Origin of the sequence: Sorangium sp. So ce406 (assembly GCF_051474675.1) — a bacterium.
Classification (GTDB): domain Bacteria; phylum Myxococcota_A; class Polyangia; order Polyangiales; family Polyangiaceae; genus Sorangium; species Sorangium cellulosum_G.
In genome coordinates this window covers 4868110-4887694 of sequence record NZ_CP150340.1, presented here as the reverse complement: position 1 = coordinate 4887694, position 19585 = coordinate 4868110, and the positions used below count along the sequence as shown (strand labels likewise).

The following is a 19585-nucleotide window of genomic DNA, read 5'->3' as shown; positions in this document are numbered from 1 at the left end:
GCGGCGCGGAGACGACGCGGACAGCCGTCGCCGCGTCACTGGGCCCTCCCCTTCGCGTGGCGGAGCCGGAACGCCTCGCTCGTCACCACCTGCTTCACCAGCGCGGCGACCGTGCCGGCGCCCCAGCGCGCGGTGATCTCCGCGATCTCGGGCCTGTCCTCGCGCGTCGGGCTCCGGCGCAGGGCGTAGGCGAAGAGCTGCTCTGTGGGGCATGTCCCGGTCCGGGCGGCTTCCTGGAGCGCCGGCACGAGGCCGGTGACATCCTCGAACGCCGCGCCGTCGTACACGCCGGTCGCGTCGATCGGGTCGCCGTTCGGGTACTCGGCGCGGTAGGCGCCGATCGCGTCGAAGTTCTCGAGGCTCAGCCCGATCGGGTCGAGCAGATCATGGCAGCTCGCGCAGTCGGGGGACTCGCGGTGCTTCTCGAGCTTCTTCCGGACGTTGTCGATGGGGACCGAGTCCCCGCCCGCGGCGCCCAGCTCCGGGATATCCATGTTGGCGGGCGGCGCCATGGGCACGCAGAAGAGCTGCGCCAGGATCGTCTTGGCGCGGGACGTGGGCGAGGTCCGATCCGCGTGCGACGACAGCGTGAGGAACGCGGGGAGCGTGAGGAACCCGCGCCGCACGCCCTCGGGATCGTTCGCGAGGAGCGGGGCGATCAGCGGGCTGTCCGGGTGGGGCGCCGTGAGGAGCTCGGCCCAGGTGCGCTCGCCGGTCGTGACCTCGGCGAAGAACGCGTTGGCCTGGTCGATCATGGCGCCCTTGAGCTCCTGATTCCACAGGGGGAACAGCGTGGCATCGACGGTGTGGCTGGGGAGCGTGCGGGTCCCGAGCCACTGCCCGAAGAAGTTCTGGAAGAACGCGGCGCTCTTCGGGTCGGCCAGCATGCGATCGACCTGTCGGAGGAGCTCGCCTTCCGTGGCCAGCTCGTCGCGCCCCGCCGCGTCGAAGAGCGCCTCGTCCGGGAGCGAGCTCCAGAGCAGGTACGAGAGGCGCGACGCGATCTCGAAGCCGTTGAGGGCGCCCGGCGCGCGCGCCGAGTCGGGGCCGAGCTCGATCCTGAGGAGGAAATGCGGCGACGTCAGCAGGGTGCGGACGACGTGCTGCACCGCCTCGACGGGGGGCATCTCGAGGGCGGCGCGCGCGTGGGTGTACTGCGCCACGTAGCGCTCGACCTCCGCCGCCTCGAGCGGGCGCCGGAAGGCGCGCAGCCCGAAGCGCTCGATGATGTCGCGCGCGCACCCGGCGTCCGCGGCCTGCGCCGGGTCGCACACGAGGATCTTCGCGCGCTGCGCCTCGCTCGAGAACGCGTCGGCGGCGAGCTTCCTCGCGGCGTCGTAGTACCCCTGGAACAGCACCGGCGGCAGGCTCGCGAGCGCGCTCGCGTTCGCGTCGAAGCCCTTCGCGCCCGAGGCCGGGAAGCCGTCCGCCGGCCGCAGGCTCGTCCCGAGGAGGTGGGCGACGGTGGTGTTGTACTCCGCCGCGGTCATGTGGTGCAGCGGCATCCCGCCCGGCGCGGCGGCGACCGGCGCTGGCTCTCGCGCGTCGTCGCACCCGAGGAGGCCAGCGCACGAGATGCTCATGAGACAACGGAGCGCGCGTGGCCACCGTGTCACGAGTCGATGGATCGCGTGCATCCGGGAGAGAAACTCCATAGGTCTTCTCGAAAGTCAAGCACCTCGCCCCCTCCAGCGCGGCTCGGGTTTCCCCACGGGGAGTCCCGTTCCACCGGGACGGGAACCGGACCATGGCGAGGGCGGTGCGCGACGGAGGAGGCGTTGAACCGGCAAGACGTGAACGACGTCAAGGGCGCCGGAGAACACGCGACCCGAGATCACCGAGTCACCGAGGATCTCGGAAGCTTCACGGGGAGCTTCTGCTCCCTCTCTCTGGGCCTCCGCGCTCTCCATGCTTCTATCGACCGGATCCATGGCTCTCGCTCCGATCTTCGCTCCGGTCATCCCCAGTGGGGCCCGGAGCTTGCTCTCTCCCGCGCAGGTGCGCGTTGTGGCACCGGGAGGGGATCATGCGGAATTCGAAGACGGGGAGAAACGGCCGTAGGTCAACAAGGGGGAGAGGCGTCGTCCAGGGGCTCGCCGGGCTCCTCGGGATCGGCCTCTGTCTCGGCATCTCCAGCGCCTCCGCGGCCGGCGCGACACGACAGGCCATCTCGCCTCAGGCGTCGACGCAAGGCAGCCTCGGGCCGCAGCGGGCCGCGCAGTCGTCCGCGCCCGCCAGGTACGCCGCGAATCCCCAGAAGCGGCGCTGGATCGTCGCAGGCGCGTCGACCCTGGGCGGCTTCTGGACCGCGTCCGCGATCGCCGCCGCCGGCCTCTCCCTGGAGCAGCCGCACGCCCGGATGGCGGCGCAGTGCACCAAGCACGCGTGCTTCCTCGCCCCGCGCCGCGATCAGCGCGCGCACAGCCCCGCCTCGCTGATGATCCCCCTCGCCGGTCCCTGGATCCACCTCGGCACCGCGAATCCCTCTGCGGCCGGCGCGATCGGCCTCTCCGTCCTCGGCGTCGGGCAGGCCGTCGGCCTCGGAATGCTGCTCGGCGGCGTCGCCATGCCCGCGCGGGTGCGCGTGCCGATGCAGCACGGCCGCGTGCTCCAGATAGGCGCAGCCCCGCTCGTCAGGCCCGACGGAGTCGGGCTCTCGATCCACGGCGCGATGTAGCCGCGCCCCTCGTCACGGCGGTAGATCCAGGATAGCCCGCACCCGCAGCCGCTCCTCGGGCGTGAACGCGCCCGCGAGCAGCGCCTCCTCGGCCTCGCGCCGCGCCTCCGGATCGGCCACGGTCGCCTCGATCGAGGCGCGCGCGCCGGCGAAGGCGTCGACGCGCTGCTGCCACGCCGCCCGCTGCCGGTCGAGCGCCGCGAGCCGGTCCGCCGCCTCGGCGCCCACGGTCGCGACCCGGTGCGCGTGGAGCTCCTCGTCGGAGGCGCCCGCCTCCCGGAGCGCCTGCTCCTCGGCCTGCTGCGCGAGCGGGCGCACCGCCGCCTCCCGCGCCTCGCGGACGTCCTCGGGGAGCGTCGCCTCGACCTCCGCGATCCGCGCGTCGCGCTCGTCGGGCGAGAGGGTCGCGTCCGCGAGGATGCGGGCCTGCGCGATCGCCGCCTCCCCCTCCCGCTCCTCGTCGCCGAAGAGCTGCGTCGCGGCCTCCTCGCCGAAGTGCGCGCGCCGGATCTCGCGCAGCGCGGCGAGCCGCGCCGCCGGATCGGCCTCCGGCGCGACGAGCTCCGCGCTGGCCGCCTCGCGGTAGTCGAGGTACCGATCGAGCAGCGCGATCGCCTGGTCCGCCGCCCGCCCCCCGGCCCGCTCCCGGATCGCCGCGACGATGCGGGCCCTGATCACCGCCGCCGGTTCCTCGCCGGTGGCGCTGAGGAAGTGGTCGAACAGCGCGAGGATCTCGGGGCCGATGACGAGGTCGCCGTGCGCGTCGACGATCACCGCGCCGTCGACGTCCGCGCCGCGGAGCGAGGGCGGCGCGGGCGCCGCCTCCGGCGCCGCAGGCGCGCGCGACACCGCCAGCGCCCGCCGGACGCGCGCGGGGGCCGGCGACACCGACAGCGCCGGCACCACGCCCTTCCGCCGGGAGGACGCCGCCGCCCCGCTCGACCGGGCGGCGGGCGTCGGCCGCTGCCGCTCGCCCGCGGCGAGCCACCCCGCGCCGATCAGCGCGGCGAACGCCATCGCCGCGGCGAGTCTCCTCTTCCCACGCCGCTCCATGACGCCCTCCGCGGCTCAGAGGCCGGCGTTCTTGAGCCGGCTCGCGTGCGACCGGAACACGGACTTCGGGTTCGGGCCAGACAGGTTGATGAATCCGAAGAGCTGATTGACCTCGTCGAGGTGGTTCATCCCGTAATCGTCGCGAATCACCTCTCCGAAGTGGGAGCTGCACCTGCCCACCATCCCGTCGTTCGACTCCGAATACAGCTTCGAGATGAGGCCGAGCGTCAGGTCGGTCGGATCGACGATGCTGGTGAGGATCCCTGTCCCCGACCACGAGAAGAAGCGCACGCCGTTCTCCTCCCCGGCGCCCTGCCCGCAGCGGCTGGCGGGCAGCCCGGCCGGATAACGCGCGTTGAACGCGCGCATCCCCTCGGCGGAGAGCGACCTCACGGCGGCGATCGAGTCCTGAGGCGTCGAGCGCCCGCTGAGCAGGCTGAGCACCGCGCCGAGGCTGTTGGCGAGGAACGAGAGGGCCCCCTGCGCGACCCCGCCGTCCCGAAGGTTCTCCTGGAGATAGCTGGCGAGCTCGGCCCCCTGGTGCGGCGAGCCGATGGTGGTGACCGACGCGACGAGATCGGGCCGCACCGCGGCGACATACCGGACGTCGAGCCCTCCATGGCTGTGCCCGATCAGGTTGACCTTCCCGCTCCCGGTGCGCGCCACGATGTCCTCGACCTGCGCGAGCAGCGCCTCCCCCCGCGCCTCGGTGCTGTCGAACTGGGGCACCGCCGTGGCGTACACCTCCGCTCCGCCGGAGCGCAGCGTCGACGCGACCCCGCCGAAGTAGTCGACCACACCGAACATGGCCTTGAAGCCCGCCATTCCGTGACAGAGCACGATCGGATACCGCGTCTGCGCGTAGCTCTCCAACGCCAGCGCGCCCTCGCCGATCTCGGCGCCCTCCGCCGCCACCGGCTCATCCGTCGACGCAATGCATCCTTGCGAGAGCAGCGCCACGAGCGCTCCTGCCGCACAGCGCAATGCGTCAATCCGCAATCGACGCCCGGTCCCTCGTTTTCTCTCGACTCTCTCTCGATTTCGAGCGGTTGTGACGGTGGGAGGTAGTACAGCGCTTGAGTTGCTGGAATGAGCTCGTCTGATCACCTGTCACCTCTGATAGAGTATTTTTTTAATTCGAATCAAGCAGAACTCACAGGCTCTCAGCGCGACAAGCAACTCGTCCATCCTGGACAATCGGCAGACACGTGTCCTCCCTCTCACGTGTCGCGCCGGTCCAGGCGAGGCGACAGACCATCAGCGCGGCGGCGGGCTCCCGGGGGCTAGGACGCCCGTGCTGCGCGCGGAGGGCTCCCCTCGCCCGCCTGCGTGGCGCCGTCGTCCGTCGCCGCGGCGCCGCCCCGGACGACGCGCGCGTTCTCCGGCACCGCGGTCAGGAACCGCTCGCGCCGCCGGGGGTCGGCGATCCGGTCGGCGCGCGCGAGCAGGCTCTCCCTCGCCTCCGCGAACACCGCCGCCGCCTCGCGGTGGGCGCCGGACGCCGCGAGCGCCTCGGCGTACGCGAGCCGCACGAGCGACTCGCCTTCCTCGAGGGACCCGAGCGCGGCGAGCTCGCCGAACGCCGCCCGCGCGGCGCCGAGCGCCGCCGCGACGTCGCCCGCCGCGAGCAGCGCGCGCGCGCGCACCGCCACGGCGGGCGCGCGCAGCCGCGGGGCCACGTGCAGCGCCGCCTCGGCCGCGAGCGCCTCCCGCTCGGCGGTCGCGGCGTCGCCCGAGAGCAGCGCGATCTTCGCGAGGTAGGTCCGCGCCACGCCCTCCATGCGGAGGTCGCCCCGCTGCTGGAACGCCTCCACCGCGCGCCGCTCGACGAGCTGCGCCTCGTCGAGCTTGCCGAGCTGCCCGAGCACGTGGCCGAGGTTGTGCATCGCCACGGTCGCGAGCTCGCGCAGCCCCAGCCGGTCGGCGGCCTCGAGGGCGGCGCGCAGCACGGACTCGGCCGCCCCGAGCTCGCCGAGCTCGGCGTAGATGAAGCCGAGGTTCGCGCCGATCACGCACGCGCTGCGCCGGTCCCCGGCCTGCTCGAAGGCCGCGAGCGCCGCCTCCAGCCCCTCGAGGCACGCCTCCGGGTCACCGCCGGCCGAGGCGCGGATCGCGCGGAGCTGCTGCGCCATGGCGACGAGCTCGGCGTCCGGCGGCGGGGGCGCGCGGAGGTCCTCGTCGACGCGCGCGAGCAGCGCGTCGGCCTCGGCGTAGCGGCCGCCGAACACGAGCTGCGCGCCGCACTCGCAGAGGCACGCGATCCGGGCGCGGCGCAGGCCGGCCCCGCTGGACGGCGGCGTCGCCGATGCGCTGGAGGGCGTCGCCCCGGCCCTGCTGGACGACGGCGGCGTCGCCGATGCGCTGGAGGGCTGCGCGACGCCGCTTTCGGGCGGCGGCGCCGCGCCCCCGTGGCGCGCCGCGGAAAGGCCCTCGGCGACGGCGGCCCACCGCGCCACGCGGTCCACCGCGCCGAGCTTCCCGGCGGCGGCGGCGACCTGGGTGATCGCCCGGAACCACCCGGGCGAGCCGGCCGGGAGCAGCTCGGCCGCCGACGCGCCGAGCCCCTCGGCGGCGGCGAGGTCGCCCTCCCAGATGTTGGCCTCGGCCGCGACCAGCCGGAGCGCGCCGAGGTCCTCGCCCGCCGCGCCGCACGCCTCGCCGCACGCGGCGCGCTCGATCGCGGCGCGCAGGTCGTTCGCCTCGAGCGACTGCTCGGCGGCGCGCCGGTACCAGCGCACCGCGCGATCGGGCTCGCCGCCGCGCCGGAAGTGCTCGGCCACGACCCGCGGGTCGGCCGACGCGCTCCGCTCGAGCCACGCGGCCGCGAGGCGGTGGCCGAGGGCGCGATCGCGCTCGGTCAGCATGGCGTAGGCGGCCTCGCGGACGAGCGCGTGGCGGAAGACGTAGTCGGCGGCGTCGCCGAGGCCGGCGGGCAGGCCGACCGGCGCGACGAGCTCGCGCTCCGCGAGCGCCGAGAGCCACGCCTCGACGTCGTTGAGGCGCTCCTCGCCGCCGAGCAGCGCCGCGACGCCGCGCTTCGAGAAGCGATCGCCGAAGATGCTGGCCGCCCGGAGCACGCGCTTGCCCTCGTTGCCCTCGGCGTCGAGCCGCGCCTCGACCGTGCCGAGCACCGAGTCGGGCAGGACCTCCCCGTTGCCGCTCGCGACCGCCCGGATGAGCTCCTCGAGATAGAACGGGTTGCCGCCGGCGCGCTCGACGAGGTGCGCCGCCACGCCCTCCGGCACCGCCGCGCCGAGGGCGGCGCGCACGAGCTCCGCGCCCGCGCGGCGCGGCAGCGGGCCGAGCTTGATCGTCTGCACCTCGCGCTCGGCCCACAGGCTCGGGAACTGCCGGTGGACGTCGGGGCGCGCGAGCGCGAGCAGCATGAGCGGCAGCTCGCGGAGGTTCCGCAGGGTCGCGTCGAGCAGGCGCACGGTGGCGGCGTCGCCCCAGTGCAGGTCCTCGAGCGCGACGAGCACCGGGCGCGCCGCGCACTCGGCCGCGAGCCAGTCCTCCCACGCGGCGCGCACGCCGTCGCTCATGCCGGCGGCGCTCTGGCGCGCCGCCCGCAGGAGGCGCGCGTGCTCGGGCGACGGCGCGCGGGCGACCTCGCCGAGGAACGCGGCCGCGCGCTCGAGCTCCGGGCCGCCGAGGTGGCGCCCGAGCCGCTGCTTCAGCTTGCGGTGCCGCGCGCGCGTCGGGTCGCGCTCGCGCAGGCCGGCGGCCCGGCAGAGGACGTCGGCGATCATGCCGAACGGCGAGCCCGCCGAGCCCGAGTCGGCGCGGCCCCAGAGGATCTCGATCGGCTGGTCCTGCCGCCGCAGCGCCGCGAACAGCTCCAGGCGGAGCCGGGATTTGCCGGCGCCGGGCGGCCCGAGGACGAGCACCGCGCTCGCGAGCGACTCGGAGATGCAGCCGGAGAGCACGCCGTGGAGCATCGAGAGCTCGCGGGCGCGGCCGACGCACGGCGTGCGCTTCCCGAGCAGCGCGGGGGCGACCTCGTCGACGGCGCGCTCGCCGGACAGGACGAGCGCCTCGTCGGGCGCGCGGAGGTCGTCGCCGTCATCGCCGTCGCCGCGCGCGGTGCGTGCGTCGCGCTCGGCGCGCGCGATGACGAAGCGCGGCCCGAGCATGTCGGCGGTCGCGCGGTCGAGGCGGACGGCGCGCGCCTCGCGCGCGCCCCGCGCGGCGCGGAGCTCGGCGACGCCGCGATCGATGACGTCGCCCTCGACGAGCCCCGCCGAGAGGACGCCCCGCCCGGTGATCACGCAGAGCGCCGCGCCCGGCAGCTCGGCGCGGAGGGCCAGCGCGCACTGGGCGGCGCGCTCGGCGCGGTCCACGGCGCTGCCGGGGCCGGACATCATGACGAGCTGCGCGCCCGGCGCGAGCTGCGTGAGCCGGCCGCCGTGGAGCTCGACCAGCGCGCGGATCTCCGCGGCGCGCGCGCTCGACGCGGGCGGCCGTGATCCGGGCGCGCTGGGCGGCGGCTCGCGCGACGGGTCCCCCGGGAGGCCCGCTGCCTGCAGGGCGGACCGCGCGGCCGACCGCGGCGCCTGGGCCGCGCCGTGGTCGGCCTCGCCGAGGAAGATCAGGCTCACGAGGCGCTGCTCGCCCAGGGTGAGGGCGACGCGCTCGCCGGAGCCGGAGGCGACGCCGCGCGCCGGCGCGCCCGCGCCGTCCGGGAGGGCTGGCGCGTCCGGGGGCACGCTCCCGGAGAGCGTCGGCGCGTCCGGGGGCGCGGTCCACGCGCCGTCCAGCGCCGCGATCCGGTCGAGCTCGGCCGCGACCTCGGCGGCGTCGCGCGGTCGCTCGCCGGGCGCCCTGGACAGCATGCGCGCGACGAGCTGATCGAGCGGCGCGGGCGCGTCCGCGCGCAGGTCGCGGAGGCGGGGCGGCTCCTTGAGGAGCAGGTCGCTGAGCGCGGCCATCGGGCTCGCGCCCGCGAAGGCGGGGCGGCCGGTGAGGCACTCGAACAGGACGCACCCGAGGGAGAACACGTCGCTGCGCGGATCGGGCGCGGTCCTGGCCTCGATCTGCTCCGGGGCCATGTACCCGGGGGTGCCGAGGACGCCCCCGGTGACGGTGACGCGCCCCGCCTCGGCGCTGGGCCGCGCGATGCCGAAGTCGACGAGCTTGACCCGCGCGGCGTCCCCGCCGGGGAGGAACAGGTTGCCCGGCTTGATGTCGCGGTGGACGATGCCGCGCGCGTGCGCGAACGCGAGGGCGTCGGCGGCGCGGCGCACGAGCGAGAGCCCCTCGCTCGCGGGCAGGAAGCGGCGCGCGAGGCGGGCGGCGAGGTCCTCGCCGTCGAGCCACTCCATGGCGAGGTAGCGGTCGCCTGCCGGCGTGCTCCCGTGCGCGACGTAGCGCACGATCCCGGGGTGGACGAGCGCGGCGAGGAGCGCGGCCTCCCGCTCGAACCGCTCGATCTGGATCGCGCTCCTCAGGCGGACGATCTTGAGGGCGACCGCCGCGCCGCCGACGCGGTCGTGCGCCCTGTAGACGGTGCCCATCCCTCCGGAGGCGGCCTCTCCTTCGACGACGAAGCGCCCCGCGATGACCTCCGCGTAGCCCACGTCAGCGCAGGAAGACGGTGACCGAGCCGGCGTGCGGCGTTTTCCCGGCGGCGAGCTTGCCCGAGGGGCGGCGGACCGCGCCGCGGCAGTTCGGGAAGCTGCCGTCGTCGGTCGGCTCATCGCACAGCGCGTCGCACGGGCCGGCGATCTCGATGGCGCACGCCTCGAGCGAGGGCCCGCAGACGCGGGGGATGGCGGAGGCCCCGGGCGGGAGGCAGGCCTGGTAGACGGGCTGCTCCGCGAAGATGTCGCCGTAGTATGTCGCCTCTCGCGTGGGGAACGCGGCGCGCTCGGCCTTGTCGGCCTCGAGCTCGTCGCGGTCTCCGCGCACGGAGATGTTCACCTTCTGGCCCAGGTAGTTGACGCGGGCGAGGACGCAGCCGCTGACCCAGCTCCGGCACGCGCCGTCGCACGAGCCGCCCTCCTGTCCCCAGGCCGGCGCGAGGCCGAGCTCTCCCGGGAACGAGAGCCTGACGCCGTCGACCGCGACGGTGAGGCGCTCGCCTGCGGGCAGCGCGCAGCTCGCGATGTACTTCAGCAGGGTGCGCGCCGCCGGGTCGCGGAGCGCCTCGACGGTGAGCGCGCTCGCCGAGAGCGCCTCGGCGGTGAGCGCGCTCGACGTCAGCGCGCTCGACGTCATGACGTCGGCCGTCAGCGCGTTCGACGTCAGCGCGTTCGACGTCAGCGCGTTGTGCGTCCGGACGGCCTGCGACGCGGTGTCCTCCGCGTGCTCTGCCGGGGCTTCCGGGTCGAGCGAGGCCACGCACGCGCTCGCGGAGAGCGCGGTGACGGCCAGGACGAATGCGGCGAGCTTCGGCGAATGCTCCATGAACGACGTGCCCCCCTGGAGGCCCATGGGCGTTGACCCATGAGCGTCCGAAACGACCGGCGTCGAGGCGCGCGCCATGGGGGCGCGCCTCGACGGCCGGTGCGTACATGTTGGTTCAACTGCACGGTCCGCGAAGATGTCTGCGGGCCGGCGCGGCGGTGCAGGCCATCTTCGCTACAGCGACAAATGGTAAGATGTCACTGATAGCCCGACTGGCAAAGACCGACGCGCACGCAACGGGTTCTTTTTTTGTGTCGAGAGGCGATCGCTCTGTCATTGCGCCACACCCGCTCTGTCCACGGCGCCATGGCCGACGACGCCCGCACCGGGGACGGAGAATCGATGTGGGTGAGGTGAAGTCCTGACGCGGATACGCACCTTCCTTCGGGGAGGTTTCCCCGGGGGCGCGCGCGTCACGCGGGAGTTGCCGGAGCGGTCGACGGCGCCGTCGTTCTCCCCGCCTTCCTGTCGGCTGCCGGGGCCGGTGCCGTGGGAGAAAGAGATGCCGGGAGGTACAGGAGGAAGACGACGAGTCCGTCTGCTCCGCGAAGCCCTGAGGCGCCGCGAGCGGGTCTGTGCGGCGGGCGGCGTCATGCGTCCGGCAGGTCCCGACGGTCGCCTGCGTATCTTCATGTAGGGCCAACGCGCGCTGTGCGTGCTGACGGACGGACTGCTCGGGGCGCCGCGTCGGTGCACCCTTGACGCCGCTGCGGCGCGATCATTACATGGCGCAGACCATGAAGGGGCATGCGCGCAATCTGATGACCGAGCGCGTGATCGCGCTGGAGCAGGGCACGCCGGTCACCGACATGTTGCAGCTCTTCGCCAACGAGAACCTGAGCGGCGCGCCGGTCATCGACGAGGGCCACCGCGTCGTCGGGTTCGTGAGCGAGACGGATCTCCTGGGCGCGCTCCTGCGCGCGGAGTACGAGGGCATGACGGCCGCGGACGTGATGAGCACCCCGCCCATCTCCGTGGACGAGTTCATGCCCACCGACGACGTGATGACGTTGCTGCGCGAGAACCAGATTCACCATCTGCCGGTCGTGCGCAACGGACGTCTCGTCGGGATCATCACGCCCCAGGACATCCTGCGCTACCTCGTCGAGCGCGTGCTGCCGATCCCGCCCGACCCGGCCTGAGGAGAGGGGCACCGAGAGCGGGGCTCGCCGAGAGCAGAGCTCGCCGCGCCAGCGATCCCGATGCGCCGATGAGGTGATGGGAGGGGGCGCCGTCGCGCGTGGGGTCGGGCGCGAGGACGTGGCGTGAGGTTCGGCCGGAGGTCGCCGTGGCTCACCGCGGGACGATCTGCGGCAGCGGTCGCTTTGTGTGACGCCGCGAAAGGCTTGTTCGTAATGGCGAGAGATGAGCGACCGAATCCGCGCGATGAGCGCGGCGATACCGGATTGCGAAACGAGATCGTCGGATATCGCGTAATGCCACTCTGAACGGCTCAACCGCTCGTGTGCGCATCGTATTTCCTGTCGCAGACTTGCCTTTCGCGCCTCGGTCATCGAGGGTTGCTTCATGCCGAAGTCGCCGCGCAAGCGTGCGTTGACCTCTCCCCATGATGCGCTGTTCCAGTGGACGTTCTCTCAGCGCGAGCACGCCCTTGGCCTGCTCAAGGCCGCGCTGCCGCAGCCGGTGGTCGCGGCCGTGCGCTGGAGCACGCTGTGCATCGAGAAGGGCAGCTTCGTGGACCGCGCGCTGCGCAGCCGCCACAGCGACCTGGTGCTCTCGGCCCGCATGGGCGCGGGGCGCATCTACTTCTATGTGATCGTCGAGCACCAGCGCGACGTCGAGGCGCTGATGGTCTTCCGCATGGGCCTCTACATGATGCGCCTGTGGGAGCGGATCACCCGCGATCGGCCGAGGCTGACGGAGCTGCCGCCGATCATGCCGGTGCTGATCCACCACAGCGATACGGGGTGGACGGCGGCCAGGGCCTTCCAGGACATCGTCGCGGCCAGGGGACCGGAGCGGGCGGCTCTCCTGCCGCACATTCCCTGCTTCGAGCTGCTCCTCGTGGACGTCAGCGCCGGGCGGGCCGGCGACGTGGTGGAGGGGGCGCTGACGGCGCTGGGCAAGGTGGTGCTGTGGTGCCTGTCCGTGTCCGGCGACGACGCGCGGCTGGAGCGGGAGATCGGCCACGTGGCGGCGGCGCTGGACGAGGTGCTGCGGGCGCCGAGCGGCCTCGCTGCGCTGGAGGCGCTCCTGCGCTATCTTCTGGCCACGCACGAGCGCTTGAGCGTGCAGAAGATCGGCGGGATCCTGGAGAAGGCGGTGGGCCCACAGGCCCAGGAGGCCATCGTGACGGAGCTGGACGAGATCGAGCGTAGGGGGCGAGCGCAGGGGCGAGCGCAGGGGCGGGTACAGGGGCGGGTACAGGGGCGTGCGCAGACGTTGCTGGAGGTGCTCACGGCCCGGTTCGGCTCGGTGCCGGCCGAGGTGAGCGCCCGCATCCTCGCCGCGGACGAGGCGACCCTCGTCACGTGCACCACGCGGGTGCTCACGGCGCCGACGCCGCAAGAGGTGCTCGGTGACGGCGGCCCGCGCGTGTCCCCGGCGCGTCGCCCCCCGGCGCGCAAGCGCGCCCGGCGTACCTGACGCGGGACGGCGCCACGCCGGCGCAGGGACCACCCGTGGCGGCACGGGCGAGGCCAAACACGAGCCACCGCGCCGGCCGATCGCCCTGGAGGCACGAAAGGGACGCGCGCGCCCCCGCGGGACGGCGCGCGTGGCGAACCGCTGAAGCCCACCGAGGGTTTTCCTGTGAGCCAACGGGCACACGTAGTGTCACTTCGGAGGCCCTCCTGTAAACGCCTGGACACACGTAGTGTCACTTCGGAGGCCCTCCTGTAAACACCTGGACACACGTAGTGTCACCTCGCAGGCCCTCCTGTAAACGCCTGGACACACGTAGTGTCACCTCGCAGGCCCTCCTGTCGATGGCCGAACTCGCGTCGCGCCCCGCCGCACGGAGACGGCTTGGTCCCACGCGCCCGGCTGCGCGGTAACGCCGATCGCTTCCGCCCCCGGCCCCGGCGTCCCCGCGATCAATGGACGCGAGAGGTCACGAACCACTCCGGGGAGATGTACCCGTCGATGCGCGAGATCGGGTTCGTGCAGGTGGCGTCGAGCGCAGTGTAGGACTCGACCCGGGTCTCCTTGTCCAGGTACCCGACCGTCGATTGGGTGCCGCAGCCGTCGTACCCGAGCGGCGCGCCGCCGCCGTCCTCGAAGCGCGCGCACTCGGCGTCGGAGAGCACCGTGTAGTGCAGGTGCGAGTTGCCCGCATTGCAGGGGAAGCTGTCGTCCGCCGGGCACTCCGTCCATTTGTCCGCGCAGTGAAGGTTGTGCTGCCTCGGGATATCGTCCCAGTAGGCGATCTTCCCGAGCGGCGTGTCGGTGCCGATGTCCTGTCCCACCAGGGTCATCGCCAGCTCGTCCACGTCGAGGTGCCCGTAGAACGAGCAGAACCGTCGCTCCTCGCCGTCCTCCTTGAAGCGGTGCTCGACGAGCGCGATGCCGAGGTACTGCGAGCAGTTGATGCCGGCCCGCAGGAGCTTGCCCGGGGCGATCGGGAAGACATACGTGCCGTCCGTCCGGCCGCTCGCCCTGGCGATGTCCTCGCCGAGGTGCCGGCCCTCTGCCCAGTCCGGCTTGTGACCGATGTTCTGGATCATCCTGTGATCGGGAAACGGGAACCGGAGCGCCCCCGTGGGGGCGCGGCACGCGTCGTTCACCCGGTCGTTGATCGTGCACCCCATCGGACAGTAAACGGCGTGGTCGAAGCGGTACGTGCGCGTCCTCTCGCGCCCGCCCCGGCCGTCGCCCTCGTGCCCCTCGCAGGGCACCCAGCGCGACTGCGCCCCGTCCTCGCGCTCGCAGTACGCCTTGCAGGTGTAGAGCATCCACGGATCACCCGTCGCGTTAAGGCTCGGGTTGTGACCGCAGTACGCAGGGTTGTTCAAGAGGACGTCATCGTCGTTGTTGCACAGGATCACCTCCGGATCGGCGGTGATGCCGCTGCACGTGTTGCCGAAGAAGTCCGTGATCGACTTGCAGAACGAGCTCTGGACCTTGTACGGGTCGGGGCCGCAGATCCCGCACGCCGTGCCGCACGAGATCCCCGTGGCGTGCCAGCCGTCGGGGCGGTAGAGCTGCCGATCGCGGCACTCGAACACCTGCCCGCCGCGGGCGCAGACGCTGGCGCCGCGCCGCCGCGACGTCACGGGGACATCGTTCCCTTGGTAATCGACGATCGCGTCGCAGCGCGACGAGGGGCTCGGCTCCGGCGCCGGATCCGGGATGCCGAACGGCTCCTGATCCGATCGGGCGTCACACACGTCGTGCTGGCTCCTGGCATCGCGCGGAAGGCACGCCGCGGAACACTCCTCGTATGGCACGGGACGGCCCACGACGGCGCTCGTCGACTCCGCCGAAGGCGGGCAGTACGACCAGTCGTCGTAGGCGCAGTGGTACAAGGTCCCGACGCGACCGGTGACCCCGTGCTGCCCGCAGAACTTGTGGCGGCAGAGGTTCTCGCCGCCCGGCCCCCCTTCCGCGACGGCATAGTACGCGTCGGCCGTCGTGGGGCACGCCTGGTCGCAGCGGTCCCAGTCGCGGATCGTCCGCGCGCCGTCCTGGGGCAGCGCGCCCGTGGCCTCGTGATAATGCATGGCCGGCAGCTCCCGCACGGGCTTGCACTCCCCGGTGCCGCCGAGCGCGGAGCAGTCCTCGTAAGGCACCGGGCGCGCGCCCGGCCCCGGGCAGGCGAAGAGCTGCGTCGCCTTGCCCTTGATCCGGATCAAGGGCTCGCCCAGGCTCCGTGCGAGGTCGTTGTTCCACGGGCTGCGAAAGACCTGATCACCGCAGAAGGTCTGGCCCCGTTCAACCGACTTCCAGGTGCCGTCCTTGTCCTGGAACTGCTCCGGGCAGCGGCCGAACTCCGCGCCCTCGTCCTCCGGCTTGCCCGGCTCGCAGGGGCGGTTGAGATCGAGCCACCCCTCCTCGCCGCAGATCCATTCGCTGCGGTTGCCGTGGCCGAGCCCGCAGATCGTCTCGCCGCAGGCGGTCGTGGTCACCTCGTTGCCGAAGCTGTCCTGCACGCCGCGGCAGGCGTTGCATGTGCCTGCGCGCTGCGAGCACGAGAGCCCCAGGCTCTGCCACCCGTCCGCGGTGCACACCTTCTGGGCACCGGCGCTGCCGGCGCCGGTCGGAAAACACACGCGTTGCCCGCAGGTGCGCGGGATGTGCTCGCCACCGGCCACGGGCGGGACCTCGCACGGGCACTCGCTCGTCGGAGCGTCGGTGCACGCCCCGCGACGGCAGCCCCCCTCGCAGATCTTCCATTCGACCGGGATCTGCCCCGCGCCCGGGCACTCGTACAGGGCCGCGGGCTCGCCGTTCACGACGTCCGCGCCGCAGAAGGTGCCCGCGCCGGTGCACGAGAGATCACCGCACATGTTCCCCGGGAAGCTGCGCCAGTTGTCGTTCGCGCCGAGATCGACGCAGTGATAGGCGATGAGGTCGCGCCCGCAGACGAAGGTGTCGCATCGGGTGTCCTCGACCGGGATCGGCTCGCCGTTGTAATAGTAGCCGTCGCGGCACGCGCACGCGTCGTCGTTCGCCTGCGCGCCCAGGGGGGGCGGCGCGACGGCGGAGGGCGGCGGCTCCCGACCGCAGCCCATTCCGGCCAGCATCCCGGCGGAGAGCAGCGCGGCGAGCGCACCGAGGAGGCGCGCCGCCGGCGCGTCCCGGAGGCGGCGGCGGACAGGACCACGGTGCGACGAATTGCCCTCGACGACATGGTGCATGCGCGGTGTCTCCCGGTCCCTGTTCAGCTCACTTCGCGATCTTGCGGACGTGCCCCGCCCGGGTCGCCCAGTAGACGGACGCCTCGTCGACCGCGATCGCGATCGCGTCGAGCTGGCCGACCGCGAGCGTCGTCACGTCGCCGCCGGCCTTCGGGACCTTGCGGATCGAGCCGGCGCGGTTCGCCCAGTAGACCGCGCCCGCGTCACCGGCATCGACGGCGACGCCGGCGGGGCTCGGCTGGTCGTCGGCGAGCACCACCAGGTCGGAGCCGTCCTTGGCGAGCCGGAACAGGAGGCCGTTCGGGCTGCTCCAGAAGAGGTGGCCTGCGTCGGCGGCGAGGTAGTGGGGCGTGAGGTTCGTGGTGTCCACGACCTGACCGGACGCGATCTGGCGGCGCTCGGCGCCGTCCTTGCGGAGCTTCACGATCGTGCCGTCGGTCCGGGCCCAGTAGAGGTGCGCCGCGTCGCTCGCGAGCGCTCCCCCCGGCTCGGAGAAGACGCCGGTGATCTCCTGGGCGCGTTGCCCGCTGGCGAGGGCGTCGACGCGGTAGATCCCGCCCTGGGAGAGGGAGGTGAACCAGACGTCGCTGCCGTCGGTGACGACGGCCCAGGGGTCAGGGACGGAGGTCGTGAGGGGGATCGCGGCGCCGCCGAGCGAGGGGTACCGCAGCACGCCGGGCGAGCCGGTGACGATGGCGTCGGCGCCGATGAGGGCGACGTCCTCGAAGCGGTCGGCGCTGCACCCCCCGAACCCGGGCGGCGCCGCGGTGGCGAGGCACGTCGCGCCGCCGGAGACCTTGTCGACGCGGACGGCGATGCCGCCGGCGGGCTGGAAGCCGACCAGGTAGAGGGCGCTGTCGTCGAGGACGAGCGCCGAGGGCACCGCCAGGCCCGACGCGAGCGACATGGCGCCGGGGCTGCACTCCCCTGCGTCGCAGAGGCCGCCAGCGCAGTCGTTGCCGCACGCGCCGCAGTGGAACGGGTCCGAGGCGAGCGCGACCTCGCAGCCGGTGAGAGGGTCGCCGTCGCAGTCGGCGTACCCGGCGTCGCACGCGACAACGCAGGCGCCCGCGACGCACGTGGCGGCGGCGTGGCGCTCGCTGCAGATCGTGCCGCAGGAGCCGCAGTTGTTCACGTCGCTCCCGACGTCGGTCTCGCACCCGGTCCCGGGCTCGCCGTCGCAGTCGTCGTGGCCGAGGTCGCAGGCGAGCGAGCACGTGCCGGCCGCGCACGAGGGCGTCGCGTGCTGGTCGCCGCAGACATTGCCGCAGAACCCGCAGTTGTTCACGTCGCTCGACACGTCGTCGCAGCCGCCGCCCCCGCCCCCTTCGCCGCCGTCGCCGAGGCAGAGGCCGAACGCGCGGATCGAGCTGGTGAACGCCTCGCAGCGGGCATGGACGCCGGAGATCGCGGCCAGATCGCACGCGTAGGCGAGCTCCGGCTCGAGCGTCGCGCAGCACGTATCGAGCAGCGCGTCGCACGGGGCCGCGCTGAACGGCTCCTCCTCGGCGTGCCTCGGACACCGGCCCGCGTCGGCTGCGCCTCCCAGGTAGTCGAGGCACCGCGCGGCGTCCGACGCTCCGGCGAGGGCGGCGCAGCGCTCGCGCGCCCCTTCGGGGAGCGAGGGACAGCAACGCTCCGACAGGTAATCGCAGCTCTCGGCCGCTGGATCGATGTCGGTGCAAAAGCCGTTGTCGCTGGCGTCGCTCTCCAGGAACTGGTGACACCGCTGCTCATTGCCGCGGAAGCCGGTCGCGTGGCAGGCTTCCCTGAGCTGCGCCGGCAGCGCGGCGCAGCACTCGTTGAGCAGACCGGCGCAGATCGGGCCATGAGGGACGCCCCCCGGCGCGCCGCCGGCGCCCTCGCCAGGCCCGCCGGTGCAGAGATCGGCCGCGTTGGCGCTCGCGAGGAAATCGTCGCACGCGGCGTCGTTCGCCTGGCTCACGGCCGCGTTGCAGCCCGCGAGGAGCTCGGCGGGGAGCGCGGGGCAGCACGCTTCGCCCAGGTGCGCGCACCCAGGTCGAGGGCCGCCCGCAACGGGGGCGCACGCGCCGAGCGCGGTGCCCTCCTCGTCGCACTGCTGCGCGCCGAGCGTCCCGTCGGGGAGGAAACAGGCAGACAGGGCGCCTGGAGAACAGATGGCATCGTCGCCGCAACCGGCCCCGAGCAAGGCGAGCGCGAGGACGTGAGCGATGCCGAGGCGCGAATCGAGGCGAAGCTTGGCCATGAGAAGACAACGCTACCGTGCGCCGGAGAGGGCGAGAAGCCAGGAAGAACATCGCTGTTCTCGCCGCGTCTCCGCAGGGACGTCGCCTACCGTCGTTCGAACTGGTACCTCGCCCGCTCGGCGCCCTCGATCTCCACCACGATGCGCTTCGGGCCGAGGCGCGCGACGGCGTGCGCGGCGGCGGGGCGGCCCGGCGCGTCGTCGTCGAGGTTCTCGATCAGGCTCTGGAGCGTCACGTACGGGATACCGCGGATCACGTCGAGGTGGTTCCAGTGCAGGTGGCCGTTGAACACGGCCAGCACGCCGTGCTCCTCGAAGAGCTTCCGCATCGCGCGCCGCTCGCGCACGAGGCAGATGTGCGGACTCCCCTCGAACCAGCGGTTGCCACGCAGGTCCTGATCGGCCGCGCTGTGGTGCATCAGCACGACCTTCGGCAGCGGCGACGCCGCGAGATCCTCGGCGAGCCAGGCGAGCTGCTCCTGCCCCAGCGAGACGTCGTGATCCTTGCGCTCGCGCGTGTGAAGGACGGTGAAGTGGAAGCCGCCGCGGTCGAAGGCGTAGTGGAGCCGCGTCACCTCGGGCCTGCCCCAGGCGGACAGGAGATCGGCCTCGCTCAGGTGGATGACGTCGTGGTTGCCGGCGACGTGAAAGAGCTCGGCCTTCACGCCGCGGAGCGCGGCCATGCACTCGCCGTAGCGCGCCCTGTCGGCCTCGGGCCCCTCGTCCTCGATGTCGTCGCCCAGGTTCACGACGAGATCGGGCCGCGTGACCTCGTTCATCCGCTCCACGAAGGCGCGCGTGAGCGCGGGCGCCTCGCCCGTGAGCTTGCGCAGCTTGCCCCCGAACGACGCCTGCGGGCCGAAGTGCAGGTCCGAGACGAACGCGACGACGAGCTCCATGCGCGCCTCGCCGCTCAGCTCGACTTCGGGCCGGGCTCCGGCGCCGCCTTGGAGCCGCCCAGGCACGCCGGAGAGCGGAAGTCCGCGCCGCCCTGCCGCTCCCACTCGTCCGGCGTCATCGCGCGGATCGTCAGGGCGTGCAGCCCGGCGCCGAACTCCTCGCGCACGATGTCGTTGACGCGCCGGTGGCGCTCGAGGGGGCTCAGGCCCCGGAACGCCTCGCTCACCACGAGCACCTTGAAATGGGTCTCCGAGCCCGCCGGCACGCTGTGCATGCGGCTCTCGTTCTCCACATCGAGGTGCACCGGATCGAGCGCGTGAACGAGCTTGCTCTGGATCGACTCCTGCCTCGTCGTCATGCCGCGCGAGCTTAGCCTCCGCCGCGCCGCCGGTCACCCGGCGAGCGCCTCCGGGAGGCGCGCGGCGGCGCGCTCCCGCCCGCGGGGGAGCAGGCGCAGGGGACCTCCGCGGACGAAGAGATTGCCCGGCGCCACGCCAACGGATA

General features: G+C 73.3%; 12 protein-coding genes. 3 read left to right on the top strand and 9 right to left on the bottom strand.

Going from position 1 to position 19585, the window contains the following annotated elements; translation table 11 throughout:
• Positions 1-35 precede the first annotated feature (35 nt).
• Positions 36-1583: a DUF1592 domain-containing protein gene (locus tag WME96_RS17840; RefSeq protein ID WP_437291318.1), complete on the bottom strand. Its 1548-nt coding sequence runs from the start codon at positions 1581-1583 to the stop codon at positions 36-38.
• 443 nt (positions 1584-2026) lie between these two features.
• Between WME96_RS17840 and WME96_RS17835 the strand changes: the two genes are divergently transcribed.
• On the top strand, positions 2027-2677 hold the full coding sequence (locus WME96_RS17835) for a hypothetical protein (RefSeq protein ID WP_437291317.1): 651 nt from the start codon (positions 2027-2029) through the stop codon (positions 2675-2677).
• Positions 2678-2689: 12 nt separating this feature from the next.
• On the opposite strand, the gene WME96_RS17830 is transcribed toward WME96_RS17835, so the two are convergent.
• From WME96_RS17830 to WME96_RS17815, 4 genes are all read right to left on the bottom strand, one after another.
• Complete coding sequence (locus WME96_RS17830; RefSeq protein WP_437291316.1) at positions 2690-3694, bottom strand: lipase secretion chaperone; 1005 nt, start codon at positions 3692-3694, stop codon at positions 2690-2692.
• Positions 3695-3745: 51 nt separating this feature from the next.
• Positions 3746-4690 carry a lipase family alpha/beta hydrolase gene (locus WME96_RS17825; protein ID WP_437291315.1) on the bottom strand — a complete coding sequence of 315 codons (945 nt, stop codon included), beginning with the start codon at positions 4688-4690 and terminating at the stop codon, positions 3746-3748.
• 323 nt (positions 4691-5013) lie between these two features.
• Positions 5014-9306 carry a serine/threonine-protein kinase gene (locus tag WME96_RS17820; RefSeq protein WP_437291314.1) on the bottom strand — a complete coding sequence of 1431 codons (4293 nt, stop codon included), beginning with the start codon at positions 9304-9306 and terminating at the stop codon, positions 5014-5016.
• 1 nt (position 9307) lies between these two features.
• Entirely contained in the window at positions 9308-10162 is an 855-nt protein-coding gene (locus WME96_RS17815; RefSeq protein ID WP_437291313.1) for a hypothetical protein, read from the bottom strand.
• A 671-nt stretch (positions 10163-10833) separates the two neighbouring features.
• On the opposite strand from WME96_RS17815, the gene WME96_RS17810 reads away from it, so the two are divergent.
• Together WME96_RS17810 and WME96_RS17805 are read left to right on the top strand one after the other, a co-directional pair.
• Positions 10834-11277: a CBS domain-containing protein gene (locus WME96_RS17810; protein WP_437291312.1), complete on the top strand. Its 444-nt coding sequence runs from the start codon at positions 10834-10836 to the stop codon at positions 11275-11277.
• 385 nt (positions 11278-11662) lie between these two features.
• The gene (locus WME96_RS17805) at positions 11663-12742 is read left to right on the top strand and encodes an Rpn family recombination-promoting nuclease/putative transposase (protein ID WP_437291311.1); all 1080 of its coding nucleotides are present in this window, start codon (positions 11663-11665) and stop codon (positions 12740-12742) included.
• Positions 12743-13191: 449 nt separating this feature from the next.
• On the opposite strand, the gene WME96_RS17800 is transcribed toward WME96_RS17805, so the two are convergent.
• The 4 genes from WME96_RS17800 to WME96_RS17785 form a co-directional block, all read right to left on the bottom strand.
• The gene (locus tag WME96_RS17800; RefSeq protein WP_437291310.1) at positions 13192-15954 is read right to left on the bottom strand and encodes a hypothetical protein; all 2763 of its coding nucleotides are present in this window, start codon (positions 15952-15954) and stop codon (positions 13192-13194) included.
• 28 nt (positions 15955-15982) lie between these two features.
• Complete coding sequence (locus WME96_RS17795) at positions 15983-18181, bottom strand: hypothetical protein (RefSeq protein ID WP_437291309.1); 2199 nt, start codon at positions 18179-18181, stop codon at positions 15983-15985.
• 86 nt (positions 18182-18267) lie between these two features.
• A complete protein-coding gene (locus tag WME96_RS17790; RefSeq protein ID WP_437291308.1) occupies positions 18268-19080 on the bottom strand; it encodes a metallophosphoesterase family protein in 813 nt (270 codons plus the stop codon).
• A 14-nt stretch (positions 19081-19094) separates the two neighbouring features.
• Positions 19095-19439: a BolA family protein gene (locus WME96_RS17785; RefSeq protein ID WP_437291307.1), complete on the bottom strand. Its 345-nt coding sequence runs from the start codon at positions 19437-19439 to the stop codon at positions 19095-19097.
• Positions 19440-19585 lie beyond the last annotated feature (146 nt).